Genomic DNA, 24,933 nt, shown 5'->3' on the forward strand with positions numbered 1-24,933 from the left:
CGAGATTTGGGGAGGTACTCCTTTTTTCATGCTTGGACCCATCAAAATACCAAGCAAGGGTTGGCGAAAATAAACAAAGACTCCGAATAAACGGAGTCTGAGGTATGCCTGCTTAGGGATATGGTTGAAAACCATCATGATTCGGCGTGAATCTTAGTTTTCTTGTCTGCATCGATGATGGTGCGGACAGCGCTTTTCCAACCCGCATATAAATGATGCCGGGCTTCTTCATCCATTTGAGGCGTGAAGGTTTCGTATAAAAGGGAGTTTCGCGGCAAGTCATTTAGGCTGGACCAGAAGCCAACGCATAGTCCGCCCAAGTATACCGAACCCATGGCCGACAATTCGGCGCATGCGGATCGGGTCAGCGGCCGGTTCAGCAGATCGCTCTGGAATTGCATGAGCCAATCGTTTGCCGAAGCGCCGCCATCCGCCCGGAGCTCCCGGAGGGATATGCCGGACTTCTCTTCCAGGATGGCCACGGAATCTTTGACCTGGTAGGCAATGCTCTCCAGCGCCGCACGAATAAGATGCCCGCGTCCGGTTGAGCGGCTCATCCCGAGAATGGCCGCCCGTGCGTAAGGCTCCCAATAAGGGGCACCCAATCCGACAAATGCAGGGACTAAATACACGCCCTCCGTTGAGGTGACGCTATCCAGTAGCTCCTGCATTTCCTCATAAGTGGAGAACAATCCCAAATTGTCGCGAATCCACTGGATACTGTCTCCTGTCGTACGCAGGACCGATTCCAGCGCATAGATTACCGTGCCTCCGGCTCCCCAGGCGATAGTCGTGACAAGCCCTTCTTCACAGGGGAGTGATCGTTCTCCAACATTCATCATCACCGATGTTCCTGTACCGTAAGTAGCTTTGGCCATGCCGGGCTCGTGACAGAACTGTCCGAATAAAGCCCCCTGGGAGTCGCCGATCACGCCTGAAATCGGAATTTCTTCTCGGAATAATAAGGGCTCCTTCGTAAACCCGAAGAAGGTGTCCGACGGCTTGACAGCCGGCAGCAGGGAAGCGGGGACCCGAAACAGGGAACACAGGTCTTCGTCCCACTGCAGGGTATGAATGTTGAAGAGCGAAGTCCGGCTGGCATTCGTGTAGTCCGTCGCGTGGACGGAGCCGCCCGTCAGCTTCCAGACCAGCCAGCTATCGATCGTTCCGGCGAGCAGGCGGCCTTCGGATGACAGCCTGCGCGCTCCGTCCACATGATCCAGGATCCACTGCAGCTTCGTTGCCGAGAAATAGGGGTCCAACATCAAGCCGGTTTTGTCTGCGACGATCTGCTCATTTCCGCCTTCATGCAATTGCATGCAGACGTCGGCGGTCCGTTGGCACTGCCAGACGATGGCCGGATAGACGGGAAGGCCGGTGGTTTTGTCCCAGATCAACGCCGTTTCGCGTTGATTGGTCAGCGTCAGCACCGCCAATTCTGCCGGTTCAACGCCGGCCGCCTCCATGCAGGAAAGGGCTGCGGCAATGACATTGCCGTAGATTTCAAGCGGATCATGCTCGACCCAACCGGGCTGCGGGTAATACTGCTTGTGTTCTTTCGAGCTGCGGGCAACGGTGTTCCCTTGACGGTCGACGAGGAGCGCCTTTGTCCCCGAGGTGCTCTGATCGATGGCCAAAATGTAGCGCTGCTTATGCATCATGTTCTTGCCCTTTGCTTGTGCATTAGATCATGAGCCAATTCTTGGAGATGTGCGGCACTTATCCCGTAATGACGGAATACCTCCGCTGGCTTCCCGGCAATGGCAGGCTCGTCGGGGATGCCCACAATGTTCACCGGAACGGGGTGATGCTGCACGACAACCTCTGCGACGGCTGCGCCCAGGCCGCCGAAGATGCTGTGTTCTTCAACCGTGATCATACGTCCGGTTTCCCGGGCGGCTTTCACAATGGCCGCTTCGTCCAGCGGCTTGATCGTATGCATGTTCAGGACCCGAGTGGATACGCCGTCTTCGGCGAGGCGGTCTGCAGCATCCAGGGCGACGCGAACGGTCTCGCCGGCCGCTATGATCGTCACATCCGTCCCCTCCCGCATCGTAACGGCTTTACCGATTTCAAAAGGATAATCATCGGACGGGTAGACGTCTTCGACCGGGTTCCTGCCGATGCGGACATAAACGCCGCCTTCATATTGAACGAGCGCTTCGGTCATTTTTTTCGTTTCGTGCCGGTCGGCCGGCATCATGACGGTGAGCCCCGGGATGGCCCGGGCAACGGCGAGATCCTGCACGGAGTGATGCGACATGCCGAGCGCCCCATAGCTTACACCGCCGCTAATCCCAATAAGCTTTACGTTCGTATTGGAGTAAGCGACGTCGACTTTGATCTGTTCGATGCTGCGCATGCTTAAAAAGCAGGCAGGGGAAGTGACAAAAGGCTTTTTCCCGCTGTGGGCAAGTCCTGCCGACATGCCTACGATATTCTGCTCCGCAATGCCCACCTCGACGAATTGCTCGGGATAGGCGTTAGCGAAGGGTGCCATCGCCGCGGACCCGCGCGAATCGCTTGCCAGCACCATAATGTCCCGGTCTGTTTTGGCCAGTTCCAGCAGCGTTTCGCAAATGACCTGCCGGTTTGGAATCGAATTCATGCTAGATCACCTGTCCTTCACGAGAAAGTTCCGCGATCTGGGCTTCCAGCTCAAAGAGCGCGAGCTTCAGCTGCTCATCATCGGGGACATGATGGTGCCAGGCAGCGACGTTTTCGGCAAAGGAAACCCCTTTGCCCTTGACGGTGTTCGCTATGACCAAGGTGGGTTTCCCAATGACGCTTGGAGCAGCGCGAAACGCCTCAACCAATGCGTCCATGTCGTTGCCGTCGATGGAGACGACATGCCAGCCGAATGCCCGCCATTTCTCATCGAGCGGATCCAGTCCCATCACTTCCTCGGTGGTGCCACTGATCTGGAGGCGATTACGATCGACGATCCCGATCAAGTTATCCAGCTTATAATGAGCGCCGGCCATCGCGGCTTCCCAGTTGGAGCCTTCCGCCTGCTCGCCGTCACCCATCAGACAGAACACGCGGTACGGCAGACCGTCGCGCTTCGCGGCCAGCGCCATGCCTGCGGAGATCGGGAGGCCATGGCCCAGTGCTCCGGTGTTCATCTCAATTCCCGGCACCTTGTTGTTGGGATGCCCGATGAGACGCGTACCGAACTGGCTGTACGTTTTCAGTTCTTCTTTCGGAAAAAAGCCTTTGTCCGCAAGGATGCACCACAGCGATTCAACGGAATGGCCTTTACTTGCGATAAACCGGTCCCGCAGCTCCCATTTCGGGTTCGCCGGATCAAGCTTCATGACGTCGTAATATAATGCCGTTAAAATGTCGGTATTGCTGAGCGAACCCCCGGTATGTCCGGTTTTGGCACGGTGGATGATGGTGAGGAGATCCATGCGAATCTGGGCCGCCTTGATCTTTAACGCTCTCGTGTCCATGAACGAATCCTCCTTATGCGTGGGTGCTTGCCGATGTCTTTCGGGCTAGATCCGAACCGCGCAGCCAGCTCTGAATTTCCTGCTCTGTCGGATCCACGGGATCGGCCGTAAGACCAGGAATATAATTGCAGGCTTCATAGATGGCAGGGATGACATTCGCATGTATGCCAACCGAATGATGCACATAAGGACCTTTCACGAGCTTTTCTTCCCATAGCGGCCAGTCATTCACCTCGACCCAGACGTAGGAACCCCGCGTAAATGGACCTTGAATTCCTTTGGCGCGGCCTAAAAAAATCGAATAGTCCCCGTGGTCTCCGTCAAATCGGGCGATGCTCATGCTGCCGCCGCGGATTTCGCCTTCGTGGGTTCCGGGAGCATGGTCATCGAACAGGAAGTGCTTACGCAGCCTAGGCTTCTGCTCCACGCTTAACGAGACCGGGAAATTACCGCAATGGAACAGCAGCTCGCCGTTGTCGTTCTCGGGGTGCCTGACGGTAATATCGGCGAAGAAGGTCGGATGCTCATTCATCGCGGCGGCCTGCACCATAATCGAGGTAATCGCCCCATGGATATCGGTCTCGCACGTAACTGGAATTTGTTCGTCCGTCAGAATCGCATTGGCGAGACACGGCATGATCGACATCGCTTCCTGCAATGAGGACCAGCATTGAATCGCGATGGCGCTGCTATGGGTTTCTTGGGCGTAAGATTTCATGGCGACCTTAAGTGCGGCGATTCTGCGGATATCCCCTTCGGTGACTTCACTGACATCGAGCTTTTCCTTAATGTATTCGATCACTTCCAGCAGCTCGCTGCTGCCGCTGGACTCGATTTTCTTCGACCTCGACTGGATGTCGACGAGGGTGATCGGGTGGATTTCGATGCCGAAGCGCTCCAGAAGCTCGCCTTCATTACAGATCATCGTCCAAAAGGAAGCGGGGCGGGGACCAATTTGAAGAATGCGGAGGCTCTTAAACTGGCGCACAACATTTGCAGCCGCGATGAAGTTGGTAAATCCACGCTCGAATACGGGATCGTTTACCCAACTGTTTGTGACATAGGTAAAGGGAACGCCGAAACGACGGAGCACCTTGCCGGTGGCAAAAATGCCGCATTGCGTATCGCGCAGGCGCATCCCGTCCTCCAGCGGTGCTTCGTCGCGGGGACCCCAGAGGAGGACGGGTTTGCCGAGCCCCTTGCCGACGCGCGCCACGGTATCTTCCGTTCCGAAGTTGCAGTGGGGGAAGAAGACGGCATCGACCTCTTCCTGCTTAAAACGCTGCGTAATGAGATCGGCGTTGATGTGATCGTCATACAGCAAGCCTTCAGGGTTCAATCCCTCTAAATCGACGATATCGATATCCATGCCGAAGCTTTCAATTTGCTTCCGGATCTGCACTTTATACTTAAAGGCGTCTTCTGCGCTGAAGGTAAACCGCCGGGTGGGCGCATAACCGAGTTTTAATTTTTTCATTGCCGATTCTCCTTTATAAATCGTTTCTTGTGTAGTTTAGTTAAGTCAAAAAAGTTTAGTTAGTTTAGTGAATGATATATGTTAAAATAAACCGCTTACAGCCATAATAACACCGGTATTAGGGCCGGTCAATCCATAATATGACATTATTTAGCTATAAAGAACTAAACATAAAATAAATTTAGTAAAAATTTTAGTTAACTATTGAAGTGAATTTAAAATCGTAGTACACTTCAGTTAACTTAACAGATATCCAAGAAATGGAGAGCAACCTTGTATGAAAATGGAGGACATTGCCAGAATGGCCAATGTTTCCAAGGCAGCCGTTTCATTAGCGTTTAACGGAAAGCCTGGCATTGGACAGGAGACGCGCGACCGTATTCTGCAAATCGCCGCAGAAGCGGGATATACGCCGAAGATCAGAGCAGCAGGCGCCAGGAAAGAAGAAGAGGAGCAAGGAGAAGGAACGATTATCGGATTCGGCGCAGCGGGGCCAAGCTCTTCTCTCGTTTTCCTCGTCGTGACGAATTCCGGAATCGTTCTGGAGGAGTATTATCAGCAGCCCTTTTTCCAGGAGCTGATCCAATGCATTGAAGAACGGTGCAGACAGAAGGGCTACAGGCTGTTTTTCTCCAAAGTGGATATGGAATCTTTTGAAGAAGAGATACATGGAGACGGAGGGGCCAGCCGTCATCAGGGCGTCATCGTGCTCGGAACGAATCTGTCCCGCAAGCAGATTCACTACATTCACCAGCATTTTACGAACGTTGTGGTGCTGGATACATGCTATGAAGAAATGCCGGTTCAATTCGTAGGCATTAACAATATGATGGGCGCCTATCAAGCGGGAACCTTTTTGTGCGAATCAGGGCATACGTCGATCGGCTATATCGCCTCGAGTGTGCGAATTCATAATTTCGAAGAACGGGAGCGCGGTTTTCTCAGCGCGCTTGCCGAATTCGATATTCAAGTTGCCCCTGAGCACCGGTTATCCGTCGCGCCGACGATTCTGACGTCGCAGGAAGCTTTGAAGCAGCAGCTGTCAAGTATTCTAGATAACGGTAAATCCTTGCCCACCGCCTGGTTCTGTGAATGCGATTATATCGCCATCAGTGCCATCAAGACGATGTCGGAGCTCGGCATCCGCGTCCCGGAGGATACGTCGATCATCGGCTTCGACAATATTAAGGAATCGGTCATCGTTTCGCCGGAATTAACGACGATTCACGTAGATAAGGAGCGTATGGCATTCCTTGCCGTGGATATGCTGTCCGATTGGATGGAACAGGAATTAAGCGTCAAGACGAAGATCAAAGTGGATACGACATTTGTAGAACGCAAATCTTGTATTGGCAGAGCTGCACAACGGACATAACAACGACCTCTAAGATGCCTTAGCTGAAACGATTGCAGGGCATCTTTCTCTTTATCGAGCACAAGCTGAAATGAGGTGATTGGGATGATGAAGGTGAGGGAAAACAGGCCCCCTGCCATATGGGAGGACTTATCCATCCTTGAGCAGAATCGAGAAAGTCCTAGAGCGGATATGGGATTGTTCGACTCAATTGAGAGCGCTTACCTGGGGGATCGGGCAGGCTCTTCTTACGTGCAGATGTTAAACGGCATATGGGATTTCTATTATGCGGAATCGCCCTCGGCTGCACCTGAGGGCTATCAGCAGCAGGGCTATGCCTTATCGGAAGACTGGCACTCCATTCCGGTTCCATCGAATTGGCAGCTCCATGGCTTTGGCCGGCCCCAATACAGCAGCTGTCCTTATCCTTTTCCTGTGGATCCGCCGCATGTGCCGAAGCTGAATCCGACAGGCTGCTACCGGACGGAGTTTCAGCTGCGGGACGAGTGGAAGGAACGCGAAATTTATATTGTATTCGAGGGAGTCGATACGGCTTTTGAGCTCTGGGTGAACGGACAATCTGCCGGTTATAGTGAAGGAAGCCATTATACTTCTGAATTCAGCATTACCCCTTTCCTTACATCCGGCTGCAATGTGTTAGCGGTGCAAGTTTATCAATGGTCTAAGGGCAGTTATTTGGAAACGCAGGATAAATGGCGTTTAAGCGGCATTTTCCGCGACGTGTATCTGATCGCGGAGTCCGCGGCGGGCGTCAGGGACGTCAGGGTTCGCACGAATTTATCGGAGGATTATTCGTCCGGCGAGCTGGAAATCGATATCGACGTTGTTAACCGAAGCCGTAAGGCATGTGCTCCTTTTCAGCTGGACGTCTCACTCTTCAATGAACGCATGGAGTGTATTATGGAACGGGTGTACCGTTCGGTGCTCCAGCCCGGCCCGCTGGAAGAGGTCAGGTTGAACATGATAGAAGCCGTGCAGGCGCCCAGGTTGTGGTCAGCGGAAGATCCGCAGCTGTATACGCTGTTGATCACTGTACGGGATCAGGAAACATCCGCTGTGCAGGAGGTTCGAAGATTGGAGGTTGGCTTCCGCGATATTCGGATTGCCGACGGGCGAATGTTCGTTAACGGCAAACCGATCGTCATCAAAGGGGTAAACCGTAACGAGTTCGATCCAGAACGCGGTGCGGTCATCACGATGGAAGACATGGAGCAAGATATCGTACTCATGAAACGGCACAATTTGAACACGGTGCGGCTCTCCCATTATCCCAATGACCGGCGCTGGCTGGAGTTATGCGATCGCTACGGTATGTTCGTCATTGATGAAGCGGATTTGGAGACGCATGGATTTGCGTTAACCGGTGAGCGAGTGAACCAAGAGGTTCCCGGGTTTGCGCGCGGTGCTGCAGAAAGCTATTTATCCGACCATCCCGATTGGACTCCTATGTACATTGATCGAGCAAAGCGCATGGTTGAACGTGACAAAAATCACCCCTGCGTAATTGTCTGGTCACTCGGCAACGAATCGGGATACGGACAGAATCACGATGCCATGGCGGCATGGATTCGGTCTGTGGACTCAACGCGGCCGATCCATTATGAGCGGGCTTACGATGCGGAGACGGTAGATATCGTGAGCACGATGTACCCATCGGTCGATATGCTGAAGCAGGAAGGCGTGAAGCAGGATGCCCGGCCGTATTTAATGATTGAATATGGTCATGCGATGGGGAATTCGGTCGGTAATCTTCGTGAGTACTGGAACACCATTGATAAATATCCCCGTTTGCTCGGTGGGCTGATCTGGGAATGGCGAGATCTGGCGATACTGCGGAAAAATGAACAAGGCTATGAATGGTATGCCTACGGAGGCGATTTCGGTGAAGAGCCGCATAGCGGTTCGTTCTGTATCGACGGGCTGCTGTTTCCCGACAACACGCCGAAGGCATCGCTCTTAGAATATAAAAAGGTGCTTGGGCCCGTCAGGGTCAGCTGCAGCGATGATGGCGAATCGTTGATTATTGACAATCGCTACGATTTTTTATCGCTCTCACATCTGATGGGAACGTGGAAATTATATCGCAACGGAGAAGTGATGCTGGCCGGAGAGCTCCCTGCGCTGGATACTCCCCCGGGTGAGCGTTCCGAGTTAGAGCTTCCATTCAGCAAGCAGGCTTGGGCTTTGAATGGCGAATATTGGCTTCATGTAAGCTTTACGCTGCGTCATGCTGCACTATGGGCGGATGCAGGCTATGAATTGGCTTGGGCAGACCTGCCGCTTGGCGAACCGAGGGAACCTCAAGCTATTTATTCCGATGTAATTAAGGCGGCAGTTTCCGTTATGGAGCCCGGCCATCAGCTTATAGTGGAAGAAACCCGAAAGGCCATTCATATTAGAGGCGACGATTGGAAGGCTGTCCTTGACAAGGATTCAGGAAAGCTGACGAGCTGGGAATATCAGGGCATGCCTCTGCTGGTGAAAGAACCGGCTGTCAACCTGTGGCGGGCGCCGCTCGACAATGATGTCCATTTGGCCAAGGCGTGGAGGGCGGCGGGCTATGACCGCCTTCATACCGATGTTCGGGAACTGTCCGTCACGCCGGACGCTGGGCGGGGCTGGACTGTACAGATCAAGCTGATTATCGGCGCCAAAGGAGCCTTACCTGTATTCCGTTCGAATTTGAGCTATCTGTTTACAAGCGTCGGTGCCCTGCAGCTGACCCAATCCATCGAACCGCTGCGCGAGCTGCCGCCCATGCCCAGATTGGGAATCCGGCTAGGTATCCCGCGCCGCTTCAACCACGTGTCCTGGTTTGGGCGTGGTCCGCATGAATGCTATCCCGACCGCAAAGAAAGCGGGAAGCTGGGTATTCATAGCGGGCTCGTTGAAGAGCAGTTCGTTCCTTATATCAAACCGCAGGAGAACGGAAACAAAGCGGATGTACGTTGGGGCAAGTACAGCGATGATCAAGGCAACGGCATTCTCATCACGAGTACCGAGCTGTTCCATATGAGCGCTCACTTTTATTCGGCCGAGGAGCTGACGCGCAAGAAACACGTTCATCAATTGTCACCGTTGGACCATATTGAGCTCAAGCTGGACGCTGCCCAGAGCGGAATCGGCAATCACAGCTGCGGCTATGCGCCGACGCTCAAGCAATACTTGCTTCCGGCAGAAAAACAGGCTTTTTCGTTTCTATTGCAGCCTTTCAGGGCTCGTTGAAGTATGCCCGGGCAGAGGCTGCCGAACAAAACATAATTGGGGGAGAACATCATGTCAGTTGTCATTACGGACTGCAGGACTGAATATTTGGCGGACCCGTTAGGCTTGGATGTACTGCAGCCGCGTTTATTCTGGAAGATCGCGTCGGATACACGCAACGTGAATCAAAGCGCGTATCGATTACTCGTATCCGCCTCACAGGATTCCCTTTCCCGAAATGTCGGCGAGATGTGGGACAGCGGCAGGCTCGAGAGCGATCAATCCACGCATATTAGGTATGATGGAGCACCGTTGGCATCAGATACCGATTACTTCTGGAAGGTATGCGTATGGACGGGTAAGGATTCAAGTCCGGTATGGAGCAAGCCGCAAAGGTGGAGTATGGGCATTTTATCCCGGACCGGCTGGAAGGCACTGTGGATTGGCCGCAAAGCCGATCCGGGTCTGGAGAGACAACCGGCACCGTTATTTCGAAAAGAATTCCACGCAGCCGCTGATGTGAGACGTGCGATGGTGTATGTCACCGCGCTCGGTATCTATCAGCTGCGGGTGAACGGCGAAATCGTCAGTCACTTATTCGCTCCAGGCTGGACCGATTACAATAAGCGCGTCCAAATCCAAGCGTTTGACGTGACCTCCAAGCTGCATCAGGGAAGCAATGCCATCGGGGCTGTTCTGGGGGAGGGATGGTACTCGGGTACCGTAGGCTTTCTGCATGACAAAGTTTACGGAGAGCGCCCGTTCCTGTTCCTGCAAATGTCCGTGGAATATACCGACGACACGAAAGAGCTGTTCATGACGGATGGAAGCTGGAAAACGGCGGACGGCCCGATTCGATACTCCGATTTCATCAAAGGCGAGCTGTACGATGCGACGGCGGAACGACCGGGATGGGATAAGGCCGGTTATGATGACGCGGATTGGCAGCTGCCCGACATCAGGCCCGGTTATAACGGCTTGCTGACAGCGGCCATAGAGCCGCCGATTCGGATAACGCGCACTCAAAAGCCGATCAGCGTCCGCAAAACCGAGGCTGGCACTTACATATATGATATGGGGCAGAACATGGTTGGCTGGACGGAACTGACCGTGACCGGCGAACACGGAACCCGAATCACGCTCAGCCATGCCGAGATGCTGAATCCGGACGGTACATTGTACCTGGAAAACCTGCGCGAAGCGGTTCAGCAGGATCATTATATTTTGAAAGGCGGAGGCGTGGAGCGATACGAGCCGCATTTCACCTTCCACGGCTTCCGCTATGTGGAACTGATCGGTTATCCGGGGGAGCCGGACCTGGATACGATCATCGGCAAAGTCGTTCATTCCGATACGCCGGTTACCGGCAGCTTGACGACGTCGGACCCGATGGTGAATAAGCTCTACTCGAATATTACTTGGGGGCAGCGCGGGAACTTCCTCTCCGTGCCGACGGATTGCCCTCAGCGTGATGAGCGCCTGGGCTGGACGGGGGATGCCCAGATTTTCGCGAGAGCAGCAACCTACAATATGGACGTATCCCGTTTTTTCGAAAAATTCATATGGGATATGATCGATGCTCAGCAGCCTTCAGGAGCATTTACCGACGTCGCGCCGGACGCGGGTTGGATCCGGCACAAGATGTGGAATACCCGGCTCAACTGGTTTGCGCCTGACAATGCCGGCTGGGGGGACGCGGGCGTGATTATCCCGTGGACCTTGTACCTCATGTACGGAGACCGGCGGATTCTGGAGACCCATTACGATGCGATGGTGCGCTGGGTGGAGTACCTGATATCGATGAGCGACCATTTGATTCGCCCGGCTTACGCCAACTACGGAGACTGGTTATCGATCGACGCGGATACGCCGAAGGATGTGCTCGCCACCGCCTATTTTGCTTACAGCACCAAGGTGATGGGACTGATTTCCGAAACGCTTGGAAAAACGGGTGACCAGCGGCGCTTTGAACAATTGTTCGACGATATTTCTGCAGCCTTCCGTCAAGCGTTCGTCGATGCGCAGGGCCGGATTCATGGCGAGACCCAAACGGTCTACGTGCTCGCCCTTCAATTCGGATTGCTGACGCCGGAGCAGCGGCTGCAGGCTGCAGCACATCTGGCTGACGACATTCGTGCGCGCGGCAACCGCCTGTCAACCGGCTTCCTCGGCGTAGGATACCTCCTGCCGGCGTTAACCGATCACGGTTATCAGGATCTGGCGTATACATTGCTGCTGCAGGAAGAATTCCCGTCATGGATGTATTCTATCAAGCATGGGGCAACGACGATTTGGGAGCGGTGGGACGGATGGACCGAGCATAACGGCTTCCAGACGCCGAGCATGAATTCGTTCAACCACTATTCCCTCGGTTCCGTCGGCGAGTGGATGTTCCGTTACATGGCGGGTCTGGAAGCGGATCCGGAGCACCCGGGCTTCAAACATGCGGTCATCCAGCCGCATCCGGATGGCAGGATCACGTCTTTACAAGCAAGCTATGACAGCCTGTACGGCCGCCATGAAGTGCTTTGGGAGGCTACGGAGTCCGGAGGATTCCAGCTGCAGGTTACGATTCCGGCGAATACGACCGCTACCGTGCATGTACCGGGAAAGAATGTTGTTTCGGAGGCGTCGCTAACGCCATCGTATACGTCTGACCGGCGGACGGCTTCTTTTCAGGTGGGATCAGGAACGTGGGCCTTTACATCCCAGCTGGCGCGGGGGCAGCGTGACGGCACAATCGTCATTGGCTGATAATAATGGCGGTTCAGATTTCGCTTTCCGTTGAATTCCGACAAAATGAAAGCGTTGCCTGTCATACCGGCCGGCCCTTACGAATTACAAAACTAAGCCAATGCTTCCGAGGAGAGTGTTGTCCGAAGCCGATTCAGGCAGTAACGCACACAAAACTAAGCCAATGCTTCCGAAGTGAGTTTTGTTCGAAGCTGATTCAGGTAGTAACGCTCACAAAACTTTGAGGAGATGACGAAATGGAAAAGGGTGTAATTCCGGATACGTTGATGCTGGAGGAGAGGGCGGCGCATGCGATCAACGCCATCATCGGCATGGCCGATCATGACTTTGGCCATATTCCGTTCTTTGCCGCAGACCTGATGGCGGAGCCCGCCAAAATGACTCATGGCGACTGGGACTATGGCTCATCCCACGGCCGTATGGTGGACGCTTTGGTGCTGGCGCGGCATATGAGCGGCTCAACGGAGGGCAAGGAGACCGAGGAGAAATACCGGAGCAATTTATTGTCTTTTTTCAAGGAAGACGGTCTGAGCTACCGCCAGTTGAATCCAGTTCACCGATGGGAGACGAACGCCAATTTGATCGATCAGCGCGCTGTTATTCTGGCGTTAACCTCTTGGTACATGGAGAGCGGTGATTTGAAAGTAAAGGAGCACGCGGATCGTCATGTCGCAGCCTTGAAAAGAATTGCTATTAAGGAGCGGGACATTTGGTACTACCCGGCTTCGGAATACAAGGAAAACGGCTGGCCGTCAGCCAATGCCGCGCAGCTTCGGTTGGCCCCGGATCCGGCCTCTTTTAGCGGGCGCCTTATTATGCCGCTGCTGAAATACCATGAAGTTACCGGCAATCCAGATGCATTTGAGCTGTGTGAATTTTTCACGGCGCTGATTATGGAGCGCAGCGGAGTATTTAATGAAGATGGCAGCTTTAATACCTCGCTTGCTTATCGCAGCGGACATTTCCATACGCGCATCGGTACACTGGACGCAATCGCCCGTTTCGGGGTGTTTACGGGAAATGCAGCGATGATTGCCTGGGTGAAAAAAAGCTACGACTGGGCCCTGACGATCGGCACTTCTTTCGGCTGGACGCCGGGAGATATGCATGAGCAAGCGTACGAGCATGAAACCTGCTCGCTCGTAGACCTGATCTCAACGGGCATAACGCTCGCCCAGAGCGGATATGTCGAGTATTGGGGAGTTGTGGAACGCTTCATCCGCAATCACTTGGCCGAGTCGCAGCTGCTGGACCTGGGCTGGGTGAAGCAGAGCGACGACCGCTCGAAGGATGTCCATGCGCGCGCAACGTATTACAAGGTGGCAGAGCGTACAAGAGGTTCTTTTGCAGGCTACTCTGCGCCAAATGATTTCGTGTGCGACGTCATCGAAGGCCGCGGGCATACGAACGATTTGCAAATCTGCTGTTTGGGCTCGGGGACACGCGGCCTGTTCATGGGCTGGAGCAACACCGTCACGGAGAAAAACGGCACGGTCAGCGTCAACTTCCTGCTAAACCGGGGCTCCAAGTGGCTTGACGTCAACAGTTATCTTCCGCATGAAGGGAAGCTTGTGCTGAAGGTGCACCAAGATATTCCCCGATTACGGGTCCGCATTCCCGAATGGGCCGGATTCACGAAGATACGGTACCGCCGTGAACGGCAGGGTTCCGTCATTGAAGGTCACGGCAAAGAACCCAGCCGCTGGGTCAACCGCTGCTTCCTGCAACTGGATGAAGCCTTTGCGGGCGAGACGATCACCATCACTTTTCCGCTAAGCTTCCGCACGACCGTTGAAACCGCGGTGGGACAACAATTCATCACGGAGTGGCGCGGCGATGATGTCATCCATATTACGCCTCAAGGGAAAAACAAGCCGTTATATTCGACGCGCAGCGTGTTTGATACGGCGCCGTTGCGGGAAGGCAGTTTGAGGATACCGGAAAAAGACTTCATATGGTAACAACGTTCGTCAAGGCTGCCATGGCGGTGCTGTTTTCTGCATAAAAGGATGGTTTGAACGCTCAAGGGTTCATGGCAGCCTCATTCTAAACGGCAAAGGAGAGTTGGCATAATGACCAAAACGGTAGTGGCCGTGTACACAGGCCAGGGGCTTATGGAACCGCTCAAGGCTGTGTTCCAGGAAATGCTGCCGGACTGCCGCCTCGTTAACATTATAGACGACAGCCTGATCGGCGATGTCGTAAAGGCGGGGCAGGTAACGCCGGGTGTTATGAAGCGCCTTGTCCAGTACTATCGCCACGGGGAGGAATTGGGCGCCGACATGATTTTGAATACATGCTCTTCCGTTGGCGAGGTGGCGGATGAAGCGCGCGGCATGATCGGGATTCCGATCGTGAAAATTGATGAGAGGATGGCTGAGAAAGCAGTGGAGAGCTTCCATCGCATAGCGGTGGTGGCGACGCTGCCGACAACGCTGGCCCCGACCATGCGCTTGATCGCGAAGAAAGCCGATGAAGCGGGCAAAGCGATCGAAATTGTAAACGGGCTGGCGGAAGGGGCTTTTGATGCGCTCGGATCCGGCCGGCCGGAAGAGCACGACGAAATTCTGCTGCGCACGGCGCTTCGCGTAGCAGGGCAAGCCGATGCTATCGTCCTGGCCCAGGGTTCTATGGCTAGAATGGAGCGGAGACTATGGGATGCGACGGGAAAAGAAGTATTTTCCTCTCCGCGCTATGGCGTGCAGCAGGTGAAGGAACTGCTTGAGAAGCTGTAAAATGCCGGACTTGCGAAAAATTTCGAAAGGGACGCTGGTTATGGAGAGGTTAAAGCTGGGCGACGTCATGAAGGCATACGATCACGCGGTTGATCCTTCCGTAACATTACGGCTCAGGAAGGCTATATCGGACCGTCCCGGGACTATCATTGTGCTGGATGATGATCCAACCGGCGTGCAGACGGTTCACGGCGTCACCGTCGTGACAGGCTGGGATCCCGAGCTTATTCGCCGCAGATTTCTTACGGAAGAGAAGCTGTTTTTCATCCTGACCAATTCGCGCAGCTTGACTGCAGAGGAGACGCGGGTAGTCCATCGCGAGGCGGTTAACAACATTATTCGTATATCCCGGGAACTGAACCGGCCGTTCATCCTTGTGAGCCGCAGCGATTCAACCTTACGGGGCCACTATCCTTTGGAGACCGAAACGCTGCGGGATGTGATCGAATCGGAGACGGGCACGAAAATCGACGGAGAAATTATTTTTCCATTCTTTAAAGAAGGCGGACGATATACGGTTCATAATACGCACTATGTGGAGAGTCAAGGATTTCTGATACCGAGCGGGGAGACGGAATTCGCGAAGGACAAAACGTTCGGCTATCAATCTTCCGATTTGCGCGCATGGGTGGAAGAGAAGACTTCCGGTCTATTTTGTGCGCAGGACGTCGCCGCCATCTCGCTTCAAGAGCTGCGTGCTTATGATATATCCGGCATTGCAGGGAAGCTCATGTCGGTCTGCGGCTTCCATAAAGTGATTGTAAATGCACTCGATTACGGTGACGCTGAGGTTTTCTGTCTGGCGCTGTACGAAGCATTAGAACAGGGCAAGTGTTTTTTGTTCCGGACTGCAGCCAGCTTCGTTCGCGTTTTCGGCGGGATTCAGGAGCGGCCGCTTTTGAAGGCGAAGGAGTTGTTTCAAACCCAGGAACTGAATGATGGACAATCCACGGCAGCGGTTGACGGCGGACTCATAGTCGCGGGCTCGCATACCCGTCTCTCGACGGAACAGCTTCAACTGCTGGAGCGCCGCCGGGATGTCGCCGTGGTTGAACTTAACCAGCATTTGGCTGCTGGGCAGGATAAGACGTGGCGGTGTGAAATATCGCGGGCCTCTGAACAGACCGTGGAGCGGCTGAAGGCAGGCTGCACCGTCGTGCTGCGCACGAGGCGCGAACGGTTTGATATCGATAACGGCAGCAAGGAGGATGAGCTTCGCATTGCCGTTCGCATCTCGGCTGCGCTGACGGAGATCGTAGGTCAATTGACCGTTCGCCCACGTTTTATCGTGGCCAAAGGGGGCATCACCTCGAGCGATATTGGAACGAAGGCATTAGGGGTGACCGTGGCGGTGGTCGCTGGCCAGATCAGGCCGGGCATCCCTGTATGGATTTGCGGGGAAGAGAGCAAGTATCCACATCTTCCTTATATTATTTTTCCAGGGAATGTGGGGGAAGACACGACGCTGCTTGATATTGTGGAGGAGCTGACCGTATGAGAAAAGTGATCATCTCTGTAGCGCCTACTCCGGCGCTGTCCGCTTCGATTGATCCGGCGGGCCTGGCAGAAGAGGTTATCGTAGCCGGCCGTGCGGGCGCAGCAATGGTGCACATGCATGTGCGGGACCGAACGGGCAAATTAACCGACGATATGGATGTATACCAGGATACCGTTGAGCGCATTACGAAAGACAGCGACATTGTGATTCAGGCTTCAACCGGCGGCCTGTCTGACCTGACGATTCAGCAGCGCTGTGCACCGCTGAGCTACGATAAGGTTGAGACGGTTTCATTAAATGTAGGTTCGCTTAACCTGGGGGAAGCGATTTACAGGAATCCGATCCGCGACGTGCGTTATTGCGTAGAGCAAATGATCAATCACGGGAAAATCCCGGAAATTGAAATCTTTGAGCTCGGCATGATTCATACCGTCCTGGAGCTGGATCGGGACTATTCCTTGCCGAAGCCGCTCATGTTTGATCTGGTGCTGGGACATCCGGGTGGCGCACCCGCGACGATAGACGCCTTAATTGCCCTTCGCAGCCTTGTGCCTCATGATGCGCTATGGGGCATTACGCATGCTAACCGTATGGATTACTGCATCATTTCCGCGGCGATCGCGATGGGGGCGAGTCTTGTGCGCATTGGTTTTGAAGACAGCGATTATTTGAACCGCGATCGCAGAGCAGCGCATAACGCGGAGCTGGTGTCCAAGGTAGCGGATATCATTCATGCCATGGAGCTGGAGGTTGCAAGTCCGGAGGATGCAGGCAAATCCTCGGTGCCCCGCAGCGGACCGTGGACTAAGCGGACCTGGCTCTCACAGCGATCGGCTAAGTGCTTGCATTATCCGTATTCATCCATGGTCCGTTTTTGAATGGCGATCCAAAGGGAAGGGGTGAAGCGTTTCAGCCCAGCGGCTGGGAACGAACGATTGAGGAGACAATGCACTGCCTCGTTCGTTAGCTGCAGTTAAGTTAAAATGCACACGTGTGCGAAACTGCCGTCCATAATCTTTCGCATGCGTTCGATGCTGGAGTATATTTCTGAAGGGAGTGGCGAGCGTGGACATCCGCAGCTACTTAACGCCTTACAAATGGAAAGAGCCGGTCCTTGTGGGCTCGGGGGATCAAGGCGCATTTGATCATCATGCCGTAGACTGTCCTTTTGTGTTTGAGCATCAGAATCGTTTCTATATGATGTATGTCGGATTCGATGGGCTGGGCTACCAAACGGCGCTTGCCGTTAGCGACGATCTGCTTCGCTGGGAGCATCTGTCTACGATTTTGCGCCGGGAAGAAGGTTCCGGTTGGGATTCCAGAAATGTCGCTGGTACATGGATCATGCGGGAGAACGATATGCAGGGACCGGCCAAGCTGAAAAAATGGAACGGAAAGTATTGGCTTGCCTATCACTCTTATCCCTGGGAGGGATACGAGGAAGGATCGGCCCGTATCGGTCTTGCCTGGACAGAGGATGAAAACCTGCTTCACTGGAACCGCCTTGAACGGCCCATTTTAACACCCGAAGATGGCGAATCATGGGAACGGGGCGGACTGTATAAGGAGTGCCTGCTTGAGCATGAGGGGACGTTCTACCTGTTTTATAATGCCAAGAACAAGAACCATGGCCGCTGGATCGAACAGACAGGGCTCGCCACGTCCACGGATTTAATTCATTGGGACAGACATCCGTATAATCCGGTGATCCAGGTGACGCCTGAGGCATGGGACTCCGGATTCGCCAGCGACCCCTGCGTGCTGCGCAACGGAAATGAGTGGGCCATGTTCTACTTCGGCTACAACTACAAGAAAGCGCAAGAAGGAATTGCGCTCTCCCCTGATTTGCGCCATTGGAATAAACATCCTGAGCCGATTATTACCGTCGGCGGAGAAGGTGAGCTGGATGAGACCTTTGCCCATAAGCCGTCCGTCATAGCTCATAACGGGATCCTGTACCATTTCTATACGGCAAGCCGAAAACCGAAGGAAGGCGATCGCACCTGCAACGTTTTTCCGGAATTCCGCACGATCACCGTTGCGACATCAAAGCCGCTTCCGCGGTAACGCCAGTCGGATAGGGGGACTATAAGAGATGACACCAATCACAGTAGATGCCATGTGGACGGAAGGACGAATCTGTCCGCTGGGAATCGATTCCGATTCACCTCGCCTTAGCTGGTCATACGGCGCATCGGATCAACGTTCGCTCAGGCAGAAAGCCTACAGGATCGTCGTTGCATCGAGCCAGAGGCGTTTGGCAGACGGCTGCTTTGACATGTGGGACAGCGGCGTGGTGACGAGCAGGCGGCATACCGACATTCCATATAACGGGGCGAAGCTGCTGCCCAGACAGCTGCTGTTTTGGCGCGTCACAGTGTGGGATGAGGAAGGAAATGCTGCCGTCAGCTCTATTGCATGGTGGGAGATGGGTTTACGGTCGCAGGAAAATTGGTCGGGAGCGTGGATCGGTGATCCTCAAGCTGCAGAAATAGGGCGGCCGCTGCCGCAATTTCGCCGTTCGTTCATCGTTTGGGGGGACGTGCGCCAAGCCAGGGCTTATATTTGCGGTCTGGGACATTACGAACTCCGGCTCAATGGCTATAAAGTCGGTGCGAGAGAGCTTGATCCAGGCTGGACTGACTACGACAGGACCATTCTGTATACGGTATACGATATTACGCATGAGCTGCAGCAGGGGGAGAATGCCGTTGGTGTCTTGCTGGGGAACGGCTTTTACCATGTAACCGGCGGCAGGTATACCAAATTTAAAAACTCTTTCGGAACACCGAAATGCCTTGTCAACTTAATCATCGATTATTCGAACGGCACCAGTGAAACGATCTGCACGGACGAATCGTGGAGCGTATCCGGTAGTCCCCTGCGATTTTCATGCATTTACGGGGGAGAGGATTACGATGCGAGATGCGAGCAGCCCGGCTGGGACCGCCCGTATTTTCAGCCTGACGGGAATTGGGCAGCTGCCGCAAGGGTGGAAGCTCCCACGGGCATTTTATCGGCGCAGACCGCCCAGGCGATCACAGTGAAGAAACGCTTTGAGGTTTCGAAAGTGACTGAACCCAAGCCGGAAATCTTTGTCCTGGATCTCGGTCAGAATTTCTCGGGATGGCCTGAAATTTCGGTATCGGGTCCGGCGGGGGCGGTCATCACCTTGACGCCTTCCGAGCTGTTAACCGCAGATGGTGTGGCGGATCAGCGCTGGACGGGTTCACCCTACCGATGGAGTTACGTGTTGAAGGGCGAAGGGCTTGAAATTTGGCGGCCCAGATTTACATATTACGGCTTCCGCTATGTACAGGTGGAAGGGGCTGTTCCTCAGGAAGACGCATCAAGCAGTGAAGGCATTCCCGTACTGCACAGCTTGCAAGGACAAATGATATATCCCGAGATTCCGGACACCGGCGGATTCCGCTGCTCGAATCAACTGCTGAATCGCATTCATGAGATTATAGGCTGGGCGATGCGGAGCAACATGAAAAGCGTGTTCACCGATTGCCCGCATCGTGAGAAGCTTGGCTGGCTGGAACAACTTCACCTGATGGGCCCGTCGCTGATGTTCAACTATGACGTTGAGGCACTGCTGTGCAAGGTGATGGAGGATATGGCGGATGCGCAGCAGCCGAACGGCTTGATTCCGACGACGGCTCCGGAGTACGTCGTTTTCGAGAAACCCTGGGAAATGTTCCGCGATGCGGCCGCATGGGGCGGCGCGTATATTTTGGCGGGATGGGAGCTGCTGCAGCGCTACGGAAATGACGGGGTGCTGAGGCGGCATTACGAGGGGATGAAGAGATATGCCGATTATCTGGCAAGCCGCGCAGACGGCTGTATTCTTCGGCACGGGCTGGGAGATTGGTACGATATCGGGCCGAAGGGTCCCGGCTTCGCGCAGAATACGCCGGTGGCACTCGTCGAAACGGCGATTTACTACGAATTGAGCGTCGTGATGGAGAAAATAGCGGGAGTATTGGAAAGACCCGAGGATGCCTGCATGTATGGTGAGCAGAGCCGCCAGATCCAAGCCGCTTTTAATGAGGAGTTTTTAAATTACGGGACCGGGATGTATGCAAATGGTAGTGACACTGCGCAGGCCATGGCTCTTGCCATTGGACTTGCGCCGGAAGAAAAGCATTGTCAGGTACTAGAATGGCTTATCGACGGTATCACCGGCCGCGGATATCAAACTACCGCCGGTGATGTCGGGCATCGGTACGTACTGCTGGCTTTAGCACAGGCAGGCCGGTCGGATCTCATTTTCCGCATGACGCAAAACACAGAAACGCCGGGCTACGGATATCAGATCGTGAGTGGAGCAACTTCGTTAACGGAAGCCTGGGACGGACCGACCGCCGGCAAATCCCAGAATCATTTCATGCTGGGTCATTTGGAGGAATGGCTGTACAGCTACCTGGCCGGATTGGATTACAGGTATGATCCGGAACAGGAGCATTATGTCTTAACGGTACAGCCGAATGTGGTAGGCGGCGTGGATTGGGCGGAGGCATGGTGCGACCTCCGATCCGGGCGGGCAGCTGTTCAATGGACGAGGGGCGAGGACGGTTGTTTAACTGTTCAAGTTCATGTCCCGGTAAACACGGAGGCGGTTATCTATATTCCGGCGGACGATATGGAACAAATTACGGAGCGGGGTCTTCCGATTTCCGGCATGCAGGGTCCGGAATTGATGCGTTATGAGAACGGGATCGCTGTCTTTCATACAGGCTCTGGCACGTATGTGTTCACAAGTAAGCATGAAGATGATCCATCACCAATAAATGGGACTTGGCCCGGTCATTTCAAGTAAAGGTCGTGAACAACGTGAGTGACAAATCTGTTATGAAACGGACTGCATCCGGCGTAAACATGACGCGCTCGAATAGATTGCTGCGCAGGCTTGCCGGCCAATGGCAAGTACAATCGATGATCCTGCCGGGAATTCTCTTCATTGTTGTATTTAGTTACATCCCGATGTATGGGATTACGATCGCATTCAAAGAGTTTGATATTTTCCAAGGGATCTCGGGCAGTCCATGGGTGGGCTTCAAACAGTTTAGATTGTTTTTTGAATCCTCCGACTTCTTCATGATTATGAAAAATACGCTGGTCATCGCGCTGCTGAAACTGATCTTCATCTTTCCGGCTCCGATTATCCTTGCGCTGATGCTCAATGAAGTACGGCTTGCCGCCTTCAAGAGAATCGTGCAGACGTTAACGTACCTGCCGCATTTTATTTCCTGGGTTATCGTATCCGGCCTTTTATTTTCGATCTTGGCGGTTGAAGGCGGGAGCCTCAACATCGCACTTCAAAAGCTGAACTTGATCGAACAGCCGACGAATTGGCTGTCGCTGCCCAAATACTTCTATTCCATATTAATCTCCGCTGGGATATGGAAAGAGATCGGCTTCAGCTCCATTGTCTACCTGGCTGCCATCACAGGTATCAATCCGCACCTATATGAAGCAGCCGCGATGGATGGTGCAGGCAGATTCAAACAAATGGTTTTGGTCACGCTGCCAAGCATAGCACCTGTTGTGACGATCTTCCTCATTTTGCATATCGGTAACTTGCTGAATGCAGGGTTCGAAGACATATTAGCCATTACGAACAGCGGGAAAAATACCATTCTGCGTGATGTGTCGGAAGTCATTGATACCTATGTCTACAATTTTGGCGTCAACCAGCAGCGATATTCATTCGCTACGGCTGCGGGATTGTTTAAATCTATCATTAATGTGCTGCTTCTGTGGGGGGCCAACTCCATCGCAAGAAGAATGTCAGGGTCGTCATTGTGGTAACCCAGTTATAGCGCGGGAGGTAGGAACATGAAGCTCAGCCTCGAAGATCGGTTTCTGCAAATCTTTGTTTATACCGTACTGATCATACTTGCACTGGTATCCCTGTACCCATTTTGGAATGCGCTGGTCATCTCATTGAATGCCGGTATAGATACATCATTGGGCGGTCTGACGATATGGCCCAGACAGTTGACGTTCGATAATTACAAGGTGATCCTGAGTGATCCGCGATTTTTTAAAGCTTTAGGGATTTCCGCATTAAGAACCGTTAGCGGGACGGCTGTTTCTATATTCTTCACGGCGTTGCTCGCATACGGTTTATCCCGCAGAGATACAGTCGGGCGAAAATACTACATGGTCATCGCGATATTTACGATGTATTTCAGCGGTGGACTCATTCCAACCTATTTATGGCTCAGAGAGCTCGGGCTGTTCAACAACTTTTGGGTATTGTTCGTTCCTTGGACCATTAGCGTATGGAATATGATTGTGTTCCGCACGTTTTTCCAGGAGCTGCCGAAAGAACTGGAGGAATCAGCTATGCTCGACGGGTGTAACCATTACGGTCTATTTTTTCGCATCATCATTCGTTTATCCGGTCCTGTCATCGCTACGCTGTCTCTATTCCAAGCGGTGTTCTTCTGGAATGAATGGTTCTCGTCCGGTATCTACATCAACAATGCCAAACTGCTGCCAGTACAGAACTATTTGATGAATATGATTAACTCCAATTCGGCTCAGGAAATGATCAGCCAACTTGGCGCAGCCGGCGGCGTGGGAGATATGATCTCTAGCACAATTACTCCCAAATCACTGCAAATGACAGCTCTCATGGTCGTAAGCCTGCCAATTATTCTGGTATATCCTTTTGTGCAAAAGTTTTTTGTGAAAGGTGTAATGGTCGGTTCACTTAAAGAGTAGGCCGATCATAAACGATGAATGGGGGATTGTCCATGAGTAGAAGAAGAATGCATTTCACAGTCATTTCAGTTATGACGGCGTTAGGCCTGACACTGTCTGCATGCGGCGGTGATTCATCGGCGACCAAGTCTATTGGAAACGATCAATCAAGTGCAGAGACAGCCGTGTTCGGAGAACAACCGCTTGAATTCAGCTTTTATTCCAACTATGATTTTGCCTCTCCTATCGGTTATGGAAATGATGTATCCACGAAGTGGCTGAAAGAGAATAAAAAATTAAACCTGGTTGAAATCGGTTCCAACGGCAATGCGAGTCAGAAATTCGGCACGATGATCGCCTCAAATGACCTCCCGGATGTCATTATGCTGGATCGGGGTTCAACGGATTATACAACCATGCAGAAGAATGGGATGCTTGTACCGCTTGACGACTATTATGCGAAATATCCTGTGCTCCAGAAGCTCATTGATCCAGAGACGTTTAACATGCTGAAGGCGGAGGACGGTCACATTTATGTCATTCCGAACTGGTTCGATAGCGCCCAGAATCAATATAAGAACATCAACACGGGTTGGACCGTCAATCGGGAAATTTATGCCGGCCTTGGAAAACCGGAGCTTAAGACATTTGATGATTTGTACAGCTACCTGAAACAAGTGAAGGAGAAATTTTCGAACGTCGTACCGCTAGAGCCAGGCATTGCAATGAATGGGGTCAATATGCTGTACAAACTGATTTATGCCGGAAATGGAGGTAATCGAACCATTTGGAATATTGGGGACGTTCCGACGCTCCCGAATACTGAAACGCATACGTTAGAACCGATTTTTAACGATCCTGCCTACTTGGAAGCGTTTAAGTATATGAGCAAACTGACCCGAGAAGGTTTAGTCTCCCCTGATATGTTTACCCAGAAGCAGGAGCAGGTGCAGGAAAAGCTGAATTCAGGCCGCATTGCGGTGACGGCAATCTCTAATATTACAGGGCTTGGAAACACGGCGAATGATATACTCCGGGCCAAAGACCCTGACGCCGGTTATGATTATATGCCGTTCCTGTACAAGACTGGTGTTGATCCAACAACGGTGAATCCGCACACCTATGGCACTTTAGGCTGGAACGTTATCGTCATCACCAAAAAAGCGAAGCAGCCTGAGCAAATTTTCCAATTCTACGATTGGTGGGCAAGTGAAGAAGGGCAGCGTATCAATGCGTTCGGCCCGCCAGGACTGCTGTACGATAAGGTGGATGAGAATGGGGCGCCTATTGATAACGAAAAGGCGAAAACGATCGCACCAGAAGAAAAAGCAAATTTAAAAATTGGATTGTTCAACCCGCTTGGCTCACCATTATATTACAAAATCGCCCATTTTAAGAATGCCCAGGATCCTGATCATCAAAACTGGGGGATGGCGGCCAGCGAGTATTTCGCCAAATTTGCCAAGCTCAATACGGATCAATTCAATAACATGAAAATTGATCCGAAATCAGACACCGGAATCAAAGAACAGCAGATCAAGCAAATCTGGCACGAAGCCAACGCCAAAATGATATTTGCACAAAGTGACGAGGAGCTTGAAGCGGTATATAAAAAATTGCAGGCTGACGTGATGAAGGCTGGTTATGAAGACATTCTGGCGGAGAAAACCAAGTTTTGGCAGAGCAATCTAGCGCAAATGAAACCATAGAGCAAAAAC

General features: G+C 53.0%; 16 protein-coding genes. 12 read left to right on the forward strand and 4 right to left on the reverse strand.

Annotation, left to right across the window (positions count from 1 at the left end; translation table 11 throughout):
* Nucleotides 1–134: 134 nt before the first annotated feature.
* Genes glpK through ABIE48_RS10450 form a run of 4 tightly spaced genes read right to left on the reverse strand, consistent with a single transcriptional unit; the run spans nucleotide 135 to nucleotide 4,932 of the window.
* The gene (glpK, locus tag ABIE48_RS10435; RefSeq protein WP_192715320.1) at nucleotides 135–1,658 is read right to left on the reverse strand and encodes a glycerol kinase GlpK; all 1,524 of its coding nucleotides are present in this window, start codon (nucleotides 1,656–1,658) and stop codon (nucleotides 135–137) included.
* The gene (locus ABIE48_RS10440) at nucleotides 1,658–2,608 is read right to left on the reverse strand and encodes a transketolase family protein (RefSeq protein ID WP_145021345.1); all 951 of its coding nucleotides are present in this window, start codon (nucleotides 2,606–2,608) and stop codon (nucleotides 1,658–1,660) included. The genes glpK and ABIE48_RS10440 overlap by 1 nt, the downstream gene beginning before the upstream one ends.
* A gap of 1 nt (nucleotide 2,609) precedes the next feature.
* Nucleotides 2,610–3,455, reverse strand: coding sequence for a transketolase (locus ABIE48_RS10445; protein ID WP_145021343.1), 846 nt, complete (start codon nucleotides 3,453–3,455; stop codon nucleotides 2,610–2,612).
* 13 nt (nucleotides 3,456–3,468) lie between these two features.
* On the reverse strand, nucleotides 3,469–4,932 hold the full coding sequence (locus ABIE48_RS10450; RefSeq protein ID WP_145021340.1) for an L-fucose/L-arabinose isomerase family protein: 1,464 nt from the start codon (nucleotides 4,930–4,932) through the stop codon (nucleotides 3,469–3,471).
* 277 nt (nucleotides 4,933–5,209) lie between these two features.
* Between ABIE48_RS10450 and ABIE48_RS10455 the strand changes: the two genes are divergently transcribed.
* The 12 genes from ABIE48_RS10455 to ABIE48_RS10510 all read left to right on the forward strand — a co-directional run bounded on the left by ABIE48_RS10455 (nucleotide 5,210) and on the right by ABIE48_RS10510 (nucleotide 24,924).
* Nucleotides 5,210–6,307, forward strand: coding sequence for a LacI family DNA-binding transcriptional regulator (locus ABIE48_RS10455; RefSeq protein WP_192714614.1), 1,098 nt, complete (start codon nucleotides 5,210–5,212; stop codon nucleotides 6,305–6,307).
* A 177-nt stretch (nucleotides 6,308–6,484) separates the two neighbouring features.
* Nucleotides 6,485–9,532: a glycoside hydrolase family 2 TIM barrel-domain containing protein gene (locus ABIE48_RS10460; RefSeq protein WP_192714613.1), complete on the forward strand. Its 3,048-nt coding sequence runs from the start codon at nucleotides 6,485–6,487 to the stop codon at nucleotides 9,530–9,532.
* A 51-nt stretch (nucleotides 9,533–9,583) separates the two neighbouring features.
* Nucleotides 9,584–12,265, forward strand: coding sequence for a family 78 glycoside hydrolase catalytic domain (locus ABIE48_RS10465; RefSeq protein ID WP_192714612.1), 2,682 nt, complete (start codon nucleotides 9,584–9,586; stop codon nucleotides 12,263–12,265).
* Between the two features lie 236 nt (nucleotides 12,266–12,501).
* Nucleotides 12,502–14,226 carry a glycoside hydrolase family protein gene (locus ABIE48_RS10470; RefSeq protein WP_145021328.1) on the forward strand — a complete coding sequence of 575 codons (1,725 nt, stop codon included), beginning with the start codon at nucleotides 12,502–12,504 and terminating at the stop codon, nucleotides 14,224–14,226.
* Between the two features lie 111 nt (nucleotides 14,227–14,337).
* Nucleotides 14,338–15,000, forward strand: coding sequence for an aspartate/glutamate racemase family protein (locus tag ABIE48_RS10475; protein WP_192714611.1), 663 nt, complete (start codon nucleotides 14,338–14,340; stop codon nucleotides 14,998–15,000).
* Nucleotides 14,987–16,498, forward strand: a complete 1,512-nt coding sequence (locus ABIE48_RS10480; protein ID WP_354518832.1) for a four-carbon acid sugar kinase family protein — start codon at nucleotides 14,987–14,989, stop codon at nucleotides 16,496–16,498. Before ABIE48_RS10475 ends, ABIE48_RS10480 begins: the two co-directional genes overlap by 14 nt.
* Entirely contained in the window at nucleotides 16,495–17,376 is an 882-nt protein-coding gene (locus ABIE48_RS10485) for a beta-keto acid cleavage family enzyme (protein WP_192714610.1), read from the forward strand. The genes ABIE48_RS10480 and ABIE48_RS10485 overlap by 4 nt, the downstream gene beginning before the upstream one ends.
* A 187-nt stretch (nucleotides 17,377–17,563) precedes the next feature.
* On the forward strand, nucleotides 17,564–18,565 hold the full coding sequence (locus ABIE48_RS10490; RefSeq protein ID WP_192714609.1) for a hypothetical protein: 1,002 nt from the start codon (nucleotides 17,564–17,566) through the stop codon (nucleotides 18,563–18,565).
* A gap of 28 nt (nucleotides 18,566–18,593) precedes the next feature.
* Nucleotides 18,594–21,323, forward strand: coding sequence for an alpha-L-rhamnosidase (locus tag ABIE48_RS10495; RefSeq protein WP_192714608.1), 2,730 nt, complete (start codon nucleotides 18,594–18,596; stop codon nucleotides 21,321–21,323).
* A gap of 32 nt (nucleotides 21,324–21,355) precedes the next feature.
* The gene (locus tag ABIE48_RS10500) at nucleotides 21,356–22,315 is read left to right on the forward strand and encodes an ABC transporter permease (protein WP_145023091.1); all 960 of its coding nucleotides are present in this window, start codon (nucleotides 21,356–21,358) and stop codon (nucleotides 22,313–22,315) included.
* Between the two features lie 27 nt (nucleotides 22,316–22,342).
* The gene (locus ABIE48_RS10505) at nucleotides 22,343–23,236 is read left to right on the forward strand and encodes a carbohydrate ABC transporter permease (protein ID WP_145021317.1); all 894 of its coding nucleotides are present in this window, start codon (nucleotides 22,343–22,345) and stop codon (nucleotides 23,234–23,236) included.
* Nucleotides 23,237–23,283: 47 nt separating this feature from the next.
* Complete coding sequence (locus ABIE48_RS10510) at nucleotides 23,284–24,924, forward strand: extracellular solute-binding protein (protein WP_192714607.1); 1,641 nt, start codon at nucleotides 23,284–23,286, stop codon at nucleotides 24,922–24,924.
* Nucleotides 24,925–24,933 lie beyond the last annotated feature (9 nt).

The sequence above is a fragment of the Paenibacillus sp. OAE614 genome (assembly GCF_040546645.1).
In the GTDB taxonomy this organism is placed as follows: domain Bacteria; phylum Bacillota; class Bacilli; order Paenibacillales; family Paenibacillaceae; genus Paenibacillus_AQ; species Paenibacillus_AQ favisporus.

Bases quoted from the DNA above. Each gene is read 5' to 3' on its own strand.
- glpK (WP_192715320.1), bottom strand. From the start codon at position 1,658: ATGCATAAGCAGCGCTACATTTTGGCCATCGATCAGAGCACCTCGGGG.
- ABIE48_RS10440 (WP_145021345.1), bottom strand. From the start codon at position 2,608: ATGAATTCGATTCCAAACCGGCAGGTCATTTGCGAAACGCTGCTGGAA.
- ABIE48_RS10445 (WP_145021343.1), bottom strand. From the start codon at position 3,455: ATGGACACGAGAGCGTTAAAGATCAAGGCGGCCCAGATTCGCATGGAT.
- ABIE48_RS10450 (WP_145021340.1), bottom strand. From the start codon at position 4,932: ATGAAAAAATTAAAACTCGGTTATGCGCCCACCCGGCGGTTTACCTTC.
- ABIE48_RS10455 (WP_192714614.1), top strand. From the start codon at position 5,210: ATGAAAATGGAGGACATTGCCAGAATGGCCAATGTTTCCAAGGCAGCC.
- ABIE48_RS10465 (WP_192714612.1), top strand. From the start codon at position 9,584: ATGTCAGTTGTCATTACGGACTGCAGGACTGAATATTTGGCGGACCCG.
- ABIE48_RS10470 (WP_145021328.1), top strand. From the start codon at position 12,502: ATGGAAAAGGGTGTAATTCCGGATACGTTGATGCTGGAGGAGAGGGCG.
- ABIE48_RS10475 (WP_192714611.1), top strand. From the start codon at position 14,338: ATGACCAAAACGGTAGTGGCCGTGTACACAGGCCAGGGGCTTATGGAA.
- ABIE48_RS10485 (WP_192714610.1), top strand. From the start codon at position 16,495: ATGAGAAAAGTGATCATCTCTGTAGCGCCTACTCCGGCGCTGTCCGCT.
- ABIE48_RS10495 (WP_192714608.1), top strand. From the start codon at position 18,594: ATGACACCAATCACAGTAGATGCCATGTGGACGGAAGGACGAATCTGT.
- ABIE48_RS10500 (WP_145023091.1), top strand. From the start codon at position 21,356: ATGAAACGGACTGCATCCGGCGTAAACATGACGCGCTCGAATAGATTG.
- ABIE48_RS10505 (WP_145021317.1), top strand. From the start codon at position 22,343: ATGAAGCTCAGCCTCGAAGATCGGTTTCTGCAAATCTTTGTTTATACC.
- ABIE48_RS10510 (WP_192714607.1), top strand. From the start codon at position 23,284: ATGCATTTCACAGTCATTTCAGTTATGACGGCGTTAGGCCTGACACTG.